This window comes from Pseudomonas sp. 14A (assembly GCF_018132745.1).
Lineage (GTDB): Bacteria > Pseudomonadota > Gammaproteobacteria > Pseudomonadales > Pseudomonadaceae > Aquipseudomonas > Aquipseudomonas mercuritolerans.
This window is the reverse complement of record NZ_JAGRQJ010000015.1, coordinates 69,178-84,234: the sequence shown is the minus strand read 5'-3', so window position 1 is coordinate 84,234 and position 15,057 is coordinate 69,178. Positions and strand designations below refer to the sequence as shown.

10 protein-coding genes are annotated in these 15,057 nt (G+C 60.4%); 4 read left to right on the top strand and 6 right to left on the bottom strand.

Annotated elements, in window-relative coordinates; translation table 11 throughout:
• Positions 1-24 precede the first annotated feature (24 nt).
• A complete protein-coding gene (locus PS14A_RS17195; protein ID WP_016770854.1) occupies positions 25-510 on the top strand; it encodes a glutathione peroxidase in 486 nt (161 codons plus the stop codon).
• Entirely contained in the window at positions 507-965 is a 459-nt protein-coding gene (locus PS14A_RS17190) for a MarR family transcriptional regulator (protein ID WP_130911599.1), read from the top strand. The genes PS14A_RS17195 and PS14A_RS17190 overlap by 4 nt, the downstream gene beginning before the upstream one ends.
• Here the strand turns inward: PS14A_RS17190 and PS14A_RS17185 are convergent.
• The gene (locus tag PS14A_RS17185; protein WP_130911600.1) at positions 949-3,270 is read right to left on the bottom strand and encodes a response regulator; all 2,322 of its coding nucleotides are present in this window, start codon (positions 3,268-3,270) and stop codon (positions 949-951) included. The two genes, PS14A_RS17190 and PS14A_RS17185, sit on opposite strands and share 17 nt — an antisense overlap.
• A 165-nt stretch (positions 3,271-3,435) precedes the next feature.
• Here PS14A_RS17185 and PS14A_RS17180 point away from each other — a divergent pair, with 165 nt between their 5' ends.
• Both PS14A_RS17180 and PS14A_RS17175 read left to right on the top strand, forming a co-directional pair.
• Positions 3,436-4,326 (top strand): ATP-binding protein, encoded by an 891-nt coding sequence (locus tag PS14A_RS17180; protein WP_137216143.1) that lies wholly within the window; start codon positions 3,436-3,438, stop codon positions 4,324-4,326.
• Positions 4,323-4,805, top strand: a complete 483-nt coding sequence (locus PS14A_RS17175; RefSeq protein ID WP_016770850.1) for a GAF domain-containing protein — start codon at positions 4,323-4,325, stop codon at positions 4,803-4,805. Before PS14A_RS17180 ends, PS14A_RS17175 begins: the two co-directional genes overlap by 4 nt.
• Here PS14A_RS17175 and PS14A_RS17170 read toward each other — a convergent pair whose 3' ends face one another.
• The 5 genes from PS14A_RS17170 to PS14A_RS17150 form a co-directional block, all read right to left on the bottom strand.
• On the bottom strand, positions 4,806-7,751 hold the full coding sequence (locus PS14A_RS17170) for an HD domain-containing phosphohydrolase (protein WP_212616827.1): 2,946 nt from the start codon (positions 7,749-7,751) through the stop codon (positions 4,806-4,808).
• Positions 7,752-7,800: 49 nt separating this feature from the next.
• Entirely contained in the window at positions 7,801-11,445 is a 3,645-nt protein-coding gene (locus PS14A_RS17165; protein WP_212616826.1) for a transporter substrate-binding domain-containing protein, read from the bottom strand.
• A gap of 8 nt (positions 11,446-11,453) precedes the next feature.
• Positions 11,454-12,080, bottom strand: coding sequence for a response regulator transcription factor (locus PS14A_RS17160; RefSeq protein WP_041478434.1), 627 nt, complete (start codon positions 12,078-12,080; stop codon positions 11,454-11,456).
• A 385-nt stretch (positions 12,081-12,465) separates the two neighbouring features.
• Positions 12,466-13,794, bottom strand: coding sequence for a deoxyguanosinetriphosphate triphosphohydrolase (locus PS14A_RS17155; RefSeq protein WP_212616825.1), 1,329 nt, complete (start codon positions 13,792-13,794; stop codon positions 12,466-12,468).
• 69 nt (positions 13,795-13,863) lie between these two features.
• Complete coding sequence (locus PS14A_RS17150; protein ID WP_137216146.1) at positions 13,864-15,027, bottom strand: EAL domain-containing protein; 1,164 nt, start codon at positions 15,025-15,027, stop codon at positions 13,864-13,866.
• Positions 15,028-15,057: the final 30 nt, after the last annotated feature.

The following is a 15,057-nucleotide window of genomic DNA, read 5'->3' as shown; positions in this document are numbered from 1 at the left end:
TCCTCACCATTGCGGAGCCGACCGATGAGCGACAACCTGCTGAATATCCCGTGCACTACCATCAAGGGTGAGCAAAAGACCCTGGCCGATTTCGCCGGCAAAGCGGTGCTGGTGGTCAATACCGCGAGCAAGTGTGGCTTCACTCCGCAATACAAGGGCCTCGAAGAACTCTGGCAGACCTACAAGGATCAAGGGCTGGTGGTACTGGGTTTCCCTTGCAACCAGTTCGGCAAACAGGAGCCGGGCAATGAGGGCGCCATCAGCGAGTTCTGCGAACTGAATTTCGGCGTCAGCTTCCCGCTGTTCAAGAAGATCGACGTCAACGGCGCCGATGCTCACCCGCTGTTCGTGCAGTTGAAGAAGCGCGCCCCGGGCCTGCTCGGCTCGCAGGGCATCAAGTGGAATTTCACCAAGTTCCTGATCGGCAAGGATGGCCAGTTGGTCAAGCGTTTCGCCCCGACGACCAAACCGCAGGACCTGAGCGGCGAGATCGAAGCTTTGCTGAAATGAGTCAGCCGGGTGATTCGCTGAAGCTCGACAACCAGTTGTGCTTCAAGCTGTACGCGGCCTCGCGGGCGGTGATTCGTGCCTACAAACCGATGCTCGATCAGTTGCGCCTGACCTACCCGCAGTATCTGGCGATGCTGGTGCTGTGGGAATGGCAGGACGCGGCGCCGGAGCAACCGACGGTCAAGGCCTTGGGCGAACGTCTGGCGCTGGATTCGGGCACGTTGACGCCCTTGCTCAAGCGCCTGGAGCAGATCGATCTGGTCCAGCGTCGGCGCTCGGCGCGGGATGAACGCGAAGTGCATTTGAGCCTGACGCCAGCAGGGCAAGCATTGCGCGAGCAGGTTGGGCCACTGAAAGGGCGCCTGCTCTGCGACAGTGGCGTTGATCTTGACCGGCTCAACGACTTGCGCGCCGGCCTCGATCATTTGCTCGGGCAAATCAAAGCGCTGACGTAGTCGGCATCCACTGGTCGAGCAGCGCGGCGAGTTCTTCGCGGCGAAACGGTTTGGCCAGATAGTCGCTCATGCCGGCCGCGCGGCAACGTTCGCGTTCCTCGGACATGGCATTGGCGGTCAGCGCAACAATCGGCAGATTCGGCCAGCGCCCGCTCTGGCGAATTTGCCGACTGGCTTCATAGCCGTCCATCACCGGCATGTTGCAGTCCATCAGCACCAGATCGAAGTCGGCAAACTCCAGCTGATCCAATGCTTCGGCGCCATGGCCCGCCACCACCACATCGCAGCCAAGCTTGCCGAGCATGCCTTTGGCGACCAGTTGGTTGACCGGGTTGTCCTCGACCAGCAGCACCTTGCCCCGACGCGCGGACGGCGAGGCGTCCGCTTGCGCTTCGGTGAGGGCGGCGACCTCCGGTTGCAGAATCCGTCGCAGATGCTGGTACAGCGCGTTGCGCGCCAGCGGCCGGGCTTGCTGCTGCAAGGGGGCGAGGGCGGCGGCTTCTTCGCTGGGCAGAAAACTGCCGTAGGCAGTCACCAGCAGAATCGGCGCGGTGATGCTCGGGCGCAAACCGAACAGACACTCGGGGCAATCAGTGATCAGGACGTCAGGATTTAGGCCCAGCAGGGAATCATCGATGGTGCGCTGCGTGTATTCCAGGCCCCACACCGGCAACAGGCTTTTCAGCAATTCCGCCAGGCCACTGCTGGCTGCAGTAATGGCGAGGACCTTGCCACGTAACGGCTGCGGAGGGAGGGCGCGAGTGTGGCAGGGCAGTGGCAGCTCTGCACAGAACTGGCTGCCGAAACCGCTTTCGGAGCTGATGGTCAGCCGACCCTGCATTGCCTCGCAGAGGTTATACGTCAGCGCCAGTCCCAGCCCGGTGCCGCCGTACTGACGGGTGATACCGGCGCCGGCCTGGGTGAACGGCTGGAAGATTTTCACCTGCGCTTCCTGGGCGATGCCGATGCCGGTGTCGCAGACTTCGATGCGCACACCATTCTTGTGCGCCGACAGACGCACATCGACGCGACCGAAGCGGGTGAATTTCAGCGCGTTGGACAGCAGGTTGCTGACGATCTGCCGCACCCGCGTCGGGTCGCCCAGCACCAGCGCCGGGAAGTGCGGCTCGATCAGACAGGTCAGCTCGACGCTCGGAGCGGCATTCTGCGAAAGCAGGTTGGCGGTGTCTTCGATCAGCGAGCCGAGGTCGAAGGGGATGTTTTCCAGCTCCAGTTGCCCGGCGTCGAATTTCGACAGGTCGAGAATATCGTTGAGCAGTTCCACCAGCACCTTGCCCGAGTCGTGGGCGATCGACAGTTGTTGCTGCTGTTCGGCGTTGAGCGGGCCGTCCAGCGACAGCGCGATCATCCCCAGCAGACCGTTGAGTGGCGTGCGGATTTCATGGCTCATGTTGGCCAGAAACGCCGAACGCGCTTCGGCCATGTCCAGCGCCGTGCGGCGTGCCACTTCAAGTTCTTCGTTGGACTGACTGAGGCGGGCATTGATCGCCTTGAGTTCGGCGGTGCGCGCCGAGACGATGTCTTCCAGTTGCGCGAGGTATTCGGTCAGGCGGTTTTCCGCAGTGCGCCGTTGCTGGATTTCTGTGGCGATGTTTTCGAACTGCTGATTGGCGACTTTGACCAGCACGCCGATTTCATCGTTGCCGTGGCCGGCGGGGCACTCGAGCGTGGTCGGCTCGGCACTGCGCGGGTCGCGGCCGCTGAGTTCACGGATGACCCGCACCAGTGGTTTGGTCAGCATCACGTAGAACAGCGCCAGGAGGATCCCGGTCAGCAGCAGACTGCGGGCGAAACCGTTGAGCAGGGTGACTTCCGCGCGGCGCAAGAAGCGGCTGCCGAAGGCATAAGTGTCGACTTCAAGCTTGAGCACGCCGAGGGATTCGTTGGGCAAGTGGTCGAGGTACAGGCGATCTTCGAAATGACGCTTGGCGCCGAACAGGAAGTCGCTGATCAGCCGATAGCTGCTCTGCAGTTCCGGGCGTTTGACGTTGGCCAGCACGGTATCGTTGTTGTCGATCAGTTGCGCGGCGATGATCGCCGGCGAGCGCAGCAGGCCCAGCGTGAGTTCCTGCGCCAGTTCGGCGTCGATGTTATAGGCGATGCGCGAGGCCGGATTGTGGCTGATTTCCAGCAGCGCGAGGATTTCCCGGTTGATGGAAGCGTCTTCGCTGGCATAATCGATGCCGATCTGCAGCAGACTGAGCAGGGTGCCCAGAATGAACCCGACCAGCACGGTAAGCCTGGCTTGCTTGTAAGACAGCCGGTGGGTGAATTTGATATCCATGGGTTGTTGAACCACTTCCGTTTCCCTTCGCTGCTCAAGCATAGTCGATCATGCAGGGATACCGAGGTTCCCGAATCGCCTTGTAACAAGGCTTGCTGAGGCGATTTTATCTGTGTGTCGTCGCTGGATCGTCATCATCACTGTGAAAGTGCCCGAGGAGAAGACGTGGATTCCCGATTGAATGCTTTTCTTGAGCGCGCCGAGTCGGTTCTGGCGCGAATCGAACCACTGTTGCCGGCACCGCGCCCTGTCATTGACTGGACCACTTGCCTGGCGGCGCGCTGGCAGCGTGACGGGCGCAGCGGCTACCTGTTGCCGCTGGAAGTCAGCCTCGACATGCGTCTGTCCGACCTGATCGGCGTGGACCGGCAGTTGGAGCAACTGGGGCGCAACACGCAACAATTTCTCGATGGCATGCCGGCCAACCACGCCTTGCTCTGGGGCTCGCGCGGTACCGGCAAGTCTTCGCTGGTGCGTGCGTTGCTGGCCGAGCACGCCGCTGCCGGCCTGCGTCTGATCGAGATCGAACGCGATCACTTGGCAGACCTGCCACGCGTGGTCGAGCAAATTGCCAAATTGCCGCAACGTTTCGTGCTGTTCTGCGATGACCTGTCGTTCGAATCCGGCGAAGGCGACTACCGCGTGCTGAAAAGCGTGCTCGACGGTTCGCTCGAGCAGGCCCCCGACAACGTCTTGCTGTACGCGACCTCCAATCGCCGCCACCTGGTGCCGGAAAAGGAAAGCGACAACGAAAACTGGAAGCGCGTCGACGGCGAACTGCACCCGAGCGAAGCGGTGGAAGACAAGATCGCCCTGTCTGATCGTTTCGGCCTGTGGCTGTCGTTCTACCCGTTTACCCAAGAACACTTTCTCAACGTCGTCGAGCACTGGATCGGCCAGTTGGCCGCCAAGGCCGGCCTGAGCTGGCAGCGCGACGAAGCACTGGACATCCTCGCCGTGCGCTGGGCCACCGGCCGCGGTAATCGCAACGGACGTTGCGCGTATCAATTCGCCCGCTACTGGGTGGGACTGAAATTGCTGGAGCACAAGGCATGATTGATTTGCAACAAAGCGGCCAGGGCCTCGAAGGCTACGGTATGTTGGCCGCGCAACTGGAATCGCTACTGGCGGACGAGCGCGATTTCATCGCCAATGCCGCGCAGTTTTCCGCATTCCTGTTCAACCAGCTCGATGATCTGAACTGGGCCGGTTTCTACCTCAATCGCAACGAAGAGCTGGTGCTCGGCCCGTTTCAGGGCCAGATCGCTTGCGTGCGCATCCCGTTCGGGCGCGGTGTTTGCGGCGCTGCTGCTGCCAGCCTGCAAACCCAGCGCGTCGAGGATGTGCATGCCTTCCCCGGTCACATCGCCTGCGACAGCGCCTCGAACAGCGAACTGGTTGTGCCGTTGGTCAAGGACGGTCGACTGATCGGCGTGCTCGACCTCGACAGCCCGAAGCTGGCGCGTTTCGGCGCCGAGGATCAGGCCGGCATCGAGCAACTGGCGGCGATTTTCCTGCGCCTGACCGACTGCTGATCAACCGCTGAGGCCAGCCTTGTGCAACAGGCTGGCCGTATCCACGCTGTCGATTTGCGCGGGATCGAGAAACCGCGTCGCGTACTGCATGTACACCCCCTCGTTGATAAACAGGCCAAACAACGGAGCATCGATGTGCGCTTCACGGCACATGGTCGCCATGATTCCCAGCGCCTCGCTCAACGACTTGGCTTTCTTGTAAGGGCGGTCGGCGGCGGTCAGCGCTTCGAAAATATCGGCAATCGCCATCATCCTCGCCGGCAGGCTCATCTCCTCGCGTTTCAGCCGTTTCGGATACCCGGTGCCGTCCATTTTTTCATGATGACCGCCGGCGATCTCGGCAATGCTGTCCAGGTGACCGGGGAAGGGCAGGTGGCTGAGCATCATGATCGTCTGCACCATGTGATGGTTGATGATGTAGCGCTCTTCACGGGTAAGGGTGCCGCGGGCGATCTTCAGGTTGTACAGCTCGCCGCGGTTGTACTTGTACGCGGGTACATCGAGTTTGAAGCCCCAGGGGTTGTCCTCGGGGATCAGCTCGTTCTTGTCGCGTTCGATCAGATGCTCGGGTTTGTCGGCCAGCAGTGTTTCACTGACGGGCAGCGTCGCCGCCGGTGTTTTTGCCTGGCGGCGGTTTTCTTCCCAGGACACACCGAGGCGATCATCAAGTGTGCGCAGCCATCTGCGTTGCGCGACTTGCTCGAGGCGTTGCAGATCAGCCTCGGCCATGGCCTCGCCACCGAGATTGCAGCGGGCGACAAAGGCGAAGTCGTCATCGAGCATCAGCAACTCACTATCACGGGTGCGGGCCAGCGCCGCTTGATCTGCACCGTTCGCCAGCGTCTGCCAGTAGTTGATCCACACGTCACGCTTGAGCACCTCGAAGCGGGTGCGGATTTCGTGGATGCGGTCGTTGATGGTCTCGAGTTTGGTGGCTTTGTCGACCACGTATTCCGGCGTCGTGACCTTGCCGCAATCGTGCAGCCACGCTGCGATGTGCAACGCCTCCCATTCATCCTCGCTCGGTTGGTAAGCGCTGAACGCCGGGTCCTGGCTCGCCGCAGCAGCCTGGGCGAGCATCAGCGTCAATTCCGGCACCCGCTGGCAATGGCCTCCGGTGTACGGGCTCTTGGCGTCGATCGCGCTGGCGAGCAGTTGGATGAAGGCGTCGAGCAGCTGTTTTTGCCGGGCCTGCAGACGCTGACTTTCAATGCTCACCGCCGCCGCACCGGACACCGCCTGCAAGAAGGCGATACGGTCGGGGCGCAGCTTTTCCAGATCGCCCGGCGCGCCGCTGTCATTGATCAGCAGAATCAGCAGGCCGATGGTTTCGTCGTGCTGGTTGTGCAGGCGGATCCCGATCAGGTGAATGCGCGGTGAGTCCATGGCCAGGAGGATTTTCTGCAAGTCGCCGGCCTGATCGAAGCCCAGATGGCTGACAGTATTGTTGGCGCTGGCCAGTTGCTCGAACCAGGCCGGCCCGGTGTTTTTATGCAGCTCACGGCCCTGGATGTCGAACGCCTCCAGCGCCTGCGGCACGCCATTGATCACCAGCCCGTAAGGTTCCATGCGCGCGCCGTCGGCTTCGCGCAGGTAGATCAGACCGGCCTGCGCCTGAGCGATCTGCACGGTTTCGAACAGCACGCGTTCGAGCAGCGGGGCAAAACGGGTTTCGGCGCAAAGGCTGTCGGTGATGCGGAAGAAACTTCCCAGGGTTTCTTTCATCCGCGCCATCGACAGGCTCAACTGATCGACTTCCAGTACGGGAGAGCGGCGCGCCAGCGGAGAACTGAAGTCGAAGCTGCGGATCGCGTCGGCTTCCTTGACTAGGGCATGCAGCGGCTTGACCAGAATCCGCGAAATCACCCAGCCCAATGGCAGGCACAGCAACAGGATGGCCAAGGTGATCAGCGCGCCTTGCCAGCGCATGCGCAAAGCATCTACCAGCAATTCGTCTTCCGGTACCAGCAGCGCCAGTTGCAGACCTTTCGGCCCGCCTTCCTCGATGCTGGTGCGCGCGACGATCCATTGCCGGTCGTTTACTAGCAGACGCTTGCCGATATTGTCGGAGCTGAGCAGCGCGTTCAGCTCTGGGCTGAGATCGGCCGCTCTGGCCAGACGCGCAGTGCGGTCATCGACGATCAGGCGATGGCTGTCGGGGTAGGCCACGGCGTTGCCGTCGGTGTCGTACAGCGCGATCTCTGTCGAGGGCGTGACACGATGTTTGCCCAGGGCGGTCGACAGCGAAGCGAGGGTCAGGTCGGCGCCGATCACGGCATTCTCGCCGCTGCGCCGGGCCAGCGTGGTGCCGACATTGTGGGTCGAAAAAAATACATAGGGCTCGGTGGTGATCTGCCCGGCCTTTTGCAGGGCGTCGCTGAACCAGGTCCGGCTGCGCGGATCGTATGGCTCTTCGGAATGTTCGCGGCGGTTGATCGGTGTCAGGGCCTGATCGAAGAACAATGATTGCGAGCGCACGGTGCCTTGCGGCTCGTGCTCGATGCTCCAGACCTGATAGGCCGCCGCTTCCGGCGCCTGAAGCTGTGCCTTCAGAGCCGGCGTGCGCAGCGCGCGCACCATGAAGAAATCACCATTGGCGTAACCCAGATACAGCGACGCCAGCGCCGGGTTATCGGTGAGCGACTGGCTGAAGGGTTTGAGTAACGGCAGGCGTTGTTGCAGATCGCTGGCCTGGGCCGCCGGGGTGTCCGCCAGCAGGCTCAGCAGGTTGCGGATCGGCTGATAGGTTGCCTGCAGATCGAGGCGTACATCCTGTTCGATGCGGTCAAACAGCTTTTCGCTGCTCGACAGGATGATCTGCGTGGTCTGGTGGTAATTGAACAGGCCCAGCACCACGCCCGTAAGCAACAGGAGAAAGGTGAACATGACGCTGATGTGCACGTGCAGCGGCAACCGGCGTTGCTCGGGGCGCAGTGGGCTGTGCATTGCAGGCTCTCCATGAATGTTTAACTCACTGCTCAGCGCCCAAGCATAGTTAAGACTCGCTCACTGTGCCTTGATCGGCCAAGGTCAATTGATCCTGCAAGGCTTGCTCCAGTTCGAGCATGGCCTGGCTGGTTGCCGCCCAGCGACGGGCAATCTCCTTTGACGCGAGCGCTTGCTGACAAGCTTCCTCAAGGGCATCGCAACATTCGATCAATCGTGATGCCTGCGCGATGCGTGCGGCGCCCTTGATCTTGTGCGCGACCACTGCCAGCGCTTCGCGATCATCCTCGGGCGAGAGCCTGAGCAGTTCCTCGCGGTCGAGGCGGCTGCTTTTGAGCAATTCAACCAGCATGCGGCGGGTCTGCGCCGGGTGGTTGCCGGTCAGCAGGCTCAGACTTTGCAGGTCGAACACTAACGCGGATGAGGCCGGCGTGATGCCGTCGATCCACTGCCCGAGCAACGTCAGACTCAACGGTTTGAACAGGCAGTCGTTCATGCCGGCAAGCTTGCAGCGCTGGATTTCTTCGGGCTGGGCATTGGCGGTGAAACCCAGCACGGTGCACGGCCGGCGGCGATTTTGCAGTTCAAGCTGGCGGATGGCGCGGGTCATCTCGTAGCCGTTCATCAAGGGCATGTTGCAGTCGACGATCACCAGATCGAAATGATCGGCCTTCCATCGTTCCAGACCGCTGCAGCCGTCCTCGGCAATGCTGAACCGATGGCCGAGAAACTCCAGTTGCTGACACATGAGCAAACGGTTGGCCGGATGGTCGTCGACCACCAGTACATGCAGCGGCGTTGCCGATGGCTTGATCAACGGTTCGCTTTTCGGCGGATTGGCTTTCACCGGCACGCTGTCCAGCGGCAACGAGACGCAGACCTGAGTGCCGATACCGGGCTGGCTGCTCAACTGCAGTTGCCCGCCCATCATTTCGCACAGATTGCGACTGATGACCAAGCCCAGGCCGGCACCGTTTTTTGCCTGTTGACTGCCGTTACTCGCCTGCGAGAAGGGCTCGAACAAGCGCTGTTGATCTTCGGCGCTGATGCCTGAGCCACTGTCCTGCACGGTCAGTTGCATCAATGCTCGACCAGCAGCGTCTGACGAGATCAGGTCGAGGCTGATCCGCACGTGGCCAGACTCAGTGAACTTGATCGCGTTGCTGACCAGATTGGACAGCACCTGCTTGAAGCGCAGCGGATCCAGATACACATCCACGGCCGGGTGCGGCGGGTTGAAGACGACTTGCAAGGCAAGATTTTTCTGCCGCGCGAGGCCGTCGAAGATGCGTGCAACGGACGTCACCGTATCGACCAGATTGATCCATTCCGGGCACAGGCTCAGGCGCCCGGACTCGATACGCGCAATGTCCAGAATATCGCCGATCAGCCCCAGCAGATCCTTGGCCGAATGGTAGGCGGTGTCGATCGAAGCGCGATCGGGGTGCTGCGGTTCAATGCGGCGCAGGGTCAGTTCGAGCATGCCGATCACGGCGTTCATCGGCGTCCGGATTTCGTGGCTCATGGTCGCCAGAAAGGTACTCTTGGCTCGGTTCGCCTCGTCCGCCTGCTCCTTGGCCGCGCGCAGCTCTTCGAACAATTGGCGGCGCTCACTGATGTCTATCCAGCCGCCGATAATGCCTTGAACGTCGCCGCTGGAGTCGCGATAGGGAAGAATCCAGTGGTAAATCGTCAAACGGCGGTTGCCGATGTGCAGGGGGCGGTCGAGTATCAAGGGAGTGCCTTCGGCGATGACTCTCTGGTAATCGGCCTGGAACGCCTGCGCTTCGAAGGCATTGCCGAGTGTGCCTTGCATGACATCTTTGCCAATGATGTCCTCGCGTCTGGCGTTGAACGCCTCGAGATAGCTGTCGTTGCAACTTTGCAGCAGGCCCTGTCGATCCCGGACATAGATCGGGTGCGGCGTACCGTTGACCAGCGACCGCATGAACTCCAGCTGATCGTTCAGCGCACGCTCGGCGGCCTGGCGCTGTTTGATCTGGTGGCGCATGTAGGCGTTCCAGGTCAACAACAGCAGCAGGATCAGGCCGGCGGCGGCAATCACCTGATAGAACAGGCGCTGATAGTTCTGCCAGATGTTCTGGGACGCGGTGGAGTAACCGCGCCAGCGGCCGTTGATCACGCCGAGCTCCTCGGGAGCGATGCTCAGCAGCGCCTTGTTGATGATCGAGGCCAGCTCGGTGTTGTCACGGGCGGTTGCCAGGGAGAAGGCGGCCTGGCTGGTGCCGATCGTGGTGGTGATTTGCAGTGGCCGGTCAAAGATGCGCGAGGAGATGAAATAGTTGGCGATCACCAGCGAGTTGACGGCGCCGTCGACGTGGTTGTCGGCGAGCATCGACACGGCGCTGAAGGTGTCGGGGGTTTCGATCAGTTCGATGCCCGGAAAATTCTCGTGGAGGTAAGCGACCAGCGGATTGCCCTGAGCGATCGCCAGTCGCTTGCCTTTGAGTTGGGCCAGGTTGGTGGGGCTGTCGGCGCTTTTGCGGGTCAGCAGCACATAGGAGTTTTCCAGATACGGGCGACTGAAACTCAGGTTTTTTTCACGTTCTGCGCTGGGCAGCAGGGCGGCGATCAGATCAGCCTTGTGGTTGTCGATCTGCCTGATCATTTCCGCATCGTTGCGACTGCGCTGAACCTCGAAACGCAGGCCGGTACGCAAGCGGATCAGCTCGAGCAGGTCGGCGCTGATGCCGCGAAAATTGCCGGCGCTGTCGAAGAAGGTCAACGGTGCGTAAGCTTCATTGACCACCACGCTGACGATGGGGTGACGCTTGAGCCAGGCCTGTTCGCGTTGGGTCAGTTGCAGTTTTTTGTCAGTCAGCAACATGTCGCTGCCAGCGCTCCAGCGCTTGGCGATGTCGTCGCGCTGGGCGCTTGGCACCGCGGTGAGCACGGCGTCGATGATGCCCAGCAGCTGGGGATTGCTGCGCCTTACGGCAAAGCTGAAGCCTTGCGCTTCCTGTTTGCCGAAATTGGCCATGCGGACGTTGTTGAGATAGCCCTTGTTGATCATGTAATGGGTGGAGAGGGTATCGCCGAGAAACACATCGGCCTGATCGAAGGCGACGGCGTTGATTGCGTTCTGATAAGAGGGGTAGCAAGTAATCAGCGCCTTGGGATACAGCGCCTTGATCTCGGGCAGCGGCAGGTAGTGATAGACCATGCTCAGGCGCAGGCCTGCCAGGCCTTCGGTTAACGAGCGGGCGTCATCCTCGCGCGTCACCAGCACCGGCTGATCGACCGCATAAGGTCTGGAGAGGGCGAGATTGGCATTGCCTGCTTCGTAGCCGTTGGCTGTGCCAAGAAGGTCGATCTGGCCATCGATCAAGGCGCGAATTGCAGCCTCGCGCGAGGGAAAGCGTTGCACGCGAATCGGCAAGCCGGTGGCCTGACCGAGAATCCCCGCGTAATCGGCAGTCAGACCCTCGTAGTCCTGGCCACTGACGGTCATGTCGAACGGCGGGTAATCCGGTGCGGAGGTACCCAGTTTCAGTTCGCTGCGAGCCTGCAGCCATTGCCGTTGTGACGGCAGCAAGACAGTTTGAACGGCCTCGCTGGCCGAGCGGCTGAGCAATGCGTAATCCGGTGAAGCGCTTGGCGTGGCGAAGGCATTGGCGCTCAGATAGAAAACAGCGCTCAAGGCGATCAGGTAGTCCTTTACACGGCTGGGCATGCGGAGTCTCACACGAGTGCGTTGCGTTTGGCCATCTCGATAAGTTCTACAAGGGATCTGGCTTTGAGTTTTTGCATCAGGCGCTTTTTATAAGTGCTGACGGTCTTGTTGCTCAGAAACATGCCTTTGGCAATTTCCTTGTTGGTACGTCCTTGGGCAAATAACTGCAATACCATCAATTCGCGGTCATTGACGGATTTGAATAATTCAAGTTCAGCATATCGAGTGTCGTCGCTGCGCACCGGATTAAGCGCTTGGCTGGGGAAATAGTTGTAACCGGAAAGTACCGCTTTGATTGCGCTGACCAGTTCGCTCAAGTCTTCCTGCTTGCAGACATATCCTGATGCGCCGGATTGCATGCACCGGATACCGAACAGCGTAGGACACTGCGCCGTCAGTATGAGAATCTTGAAATTCGAACCCATGGTGTTGAAGCGGGCCAGTACTTCGAGGCCGTCCAGCTTGGGGATGCTGATATCGAGGATGACCAGGTCGGGCATGCATTCTCGGACCATCTGCATGGCGTCGACACCGTTATCGGTCTCACCGACGACCTTGTAGCCTTCATGTTCCAGAAGCATTCGCACGGCGAGGCGGATTACCGGATGATCGTCCACAATAAAAACGGAGTTCATAAAAAGAGTCCCATGCAAGCATGAATAAAGCGCGCACCTTAGCTCAGATGCATGAGCACTCGCATTGACTGGTAGTGTCGCGACTACGTTATCGGATTAATCCTACGCGTAATGAGGAAAGGGACTACGTTGAAATTAGGTTTGACGTAAGGAAGTGCGAGTATGCAATTGGCCAAAGATGGAAATTATCCAAGAGCTATTATTGATCTCCGATTATTTGCTGGTGTTTAAGGTCGTGTTTAATTAGTGCAGTTTGTTTTATTGGTCGCATGGGTCAGCGCAGCTGAATCTGACCAGAATCAAAAGCGCGTTATTGCGATACGTGGCGAGGAAACTCAGCGGGAATTCAGCCGGCCAGATCAACGGTCGGCTGAATGCGGCATGCTCAATGACTGGAACGCCCGGTCATTTCCAGTGCCATGTCACTGGCGTAGCTGTCGGTCATGCCGGCGATGAAATCGATCATGCGCAGAAACGAACTGTGCAACGAACCCTGTGGATCCGGCGCGTTATTGCCGAGCAAATCGAGGATGCGCCGGCTCTTGAACGACGGCGTGCGGCCGTTGTGCTGCTCCAGCGCGGCGCCGCAGAACGAATTGAGCAGGATCTCTAGCGTCGTGTACGCGCCGATTTCATGCAACGTCTTGCGCTTGTCCTGGAAGATTTTCTTGCGCGCGATGTCCTTGGCGTTCAACACGCAGCGCTTTGCCGGCCCATGCATGTGTTCGACCAGATCACCGTGCAGCGTGCCGGCGAGCAGAGCATCCTGCTGTTCGACAAACGCCCGCGCTGCCGCGTTGGTCAGGTGCTCGATGGCTTTGCCGCGCAGGATCGCCAGTTTACGCCGGCGGGAATCCTGCGGGCCGAGCTGGCGATAGGTCTCCGGCAAGTCGTCACCGACCAGGCCGAGCAGCAGCGACTCGACTTCGGCATATTCGAGCAGCTCCATTTCCAGGCCGTCTTCAAGATCGATCAGCGCATAGCAGATGTCATCGGCCGCCTCCATCAAGTACACCAATGGATGGCGTGCCCAGCGCTGGTCTTCGATTTGCGGCAGACCGAGTTTGTGCGCGATCTGTTCGAGCAATGGCAGCTCGCTCTGATAGCAGCCGAACTTGTGTTTCTTGTAGCCGAGGGAGTCGGCATGGCGCGCGGTCCAGGGGTACTTCAGGTAAGTGCCCAGCGTCGCGTAGGTCAGGCGCGTGCCGCCGTCGAACTGGTGATATTCCAGCTGCGTCAGCACGCGAAAGCCCTGGGCGTTGCCTTCGAAATTGAGAAAGTCACCACGCTCGGCGTCGCTCATGCCGTCCAGCCAGCCGCGCCCGGCAGCTTGTTGGAACCAGTGGCGAATCGCGTCTTCGCCGGAATGGCCGAACGGCGGGTTGCCGATGTCATGCGCCAGGCAAGCCGATTGCACGACCATGCCGAGGTCGGCCGGGTCGCACCATTCCGGCAGCGCACTGCGCAAGGTTTCGCCGACACGCATGCCCAGCGAGCGGCCGACGCAGCTGACTTCCAGCGAGTGGGTCAGGCGGGTGTGGATGTGATCGTTGCTGGTGACCGGGTGCACTTGAGTCTTGCGCCCGAGGCGGCGGAAGGCACCGGAGAAAATGATGCGGTCATGGTCTTTGTGAAAAGGGCTGCGGCCGAGTTCTTGCGGGCTGTGCAGCGGCTTGCCGAGGCGTTCGCGGTTGAGCAGGGTAGGCCAATCCAAGGCTGATTCTCTCCGTCAGGTGACTGATTGCACTAGCTTCCCGGTTCGGCCCTGCGCCTGCAAGCGGAACTATAGGCCTGCGGCATCGATATCGATCAACAACAACCGTTCACCGTTATCGAAAAACTGTCCGGCAGTCAGGCAATACTGGTTGCTGGTGGCATCGCGATACGTGCTCGACAGGGTCAGGCGGCGTTCTTCCCAGCCTTCGGCCAGCAGATGATAGAAGTATGGTCGCCACGACCAGTTGTGCCCCAGATAGCGATCATCGGCGAACCAGCCGTCATGACGCCATTCGAGGTTGGGAGTCAGTTGCGTGCCGTGGCGGTCGCACTGGTAAAAGCGCAGCAGCCAGGGAAACGCCTGCAATTGCGGCAAGGCACTGAGCGGGGCGCGGGCCTGCGCCCATTGCTGCAGAATCGCCATCAGCTCGCTGAGCTGCTGACGCATTTGCATCAACCGCCCGCGCTCGCTGAGTTTCTGCTTCACGTAGCGTTGCCTGAGTTGGGCGAAATGCGCGACGAATGCGTCTGTAGCGAAGAATTCTTCCTGCGCCCGGGCGAAGAGAAATCCCTGCACGTAGCGCGAGCCGCATTCCAGGGCGAAATTCAGCTGCGCTTCGGTTTCGACGCCTTCAGCGATGATCCAGCAGCCGGTTTTTTCGGCCATCTGCGCAAGTGCTTTGACCACGTCACTGCTCGGTCCGCCGAGAGCCGCAGCCTGAAACAGGCGCATGTCGAGCTTGAGAATGTCCGGTTGCAGGGCCAGCACCCGATCCAGCTGCGAATAGCCGGCGCCGAAATCATCAATGGCGATTCTTGCCCCTGCGTCACGGTAGCGCCCGACCACGTGGGCCAGGCGTTCGCTGTTACCACCCAGTTCGGTGATCTCGAAAACGATGCGCTGCGGATCAACCTGGTGTCGCGCCAATTGCTTGAGACTTGGCAGCGCTTGATCGGCGCGTAGCCGGCTGATCCAGCGTGGCGACATGTTCAGGCTGAGAAACCACTCCGCCGGTGCTTCATGCAGGCGGCTGAGGGCGTGGTCACGGATCTGCCGATCGAGACGGCGCAAGGCAGTGGCCGGAGTGCGCGGATCGGCGAACAATGGTCCGACCGAGGTCAGTTGACCATCGCTCTGACGCAGGCGACCCAATGCTTCGACGCCTGCGATGCGGCCGGTGGCGGTATCGATGAAAGGCTGAAAACAGGCGAGCGGTTGCCCGTCGATCACGGCAAGTCCTTAATCTTGTTTTTGGTTTGG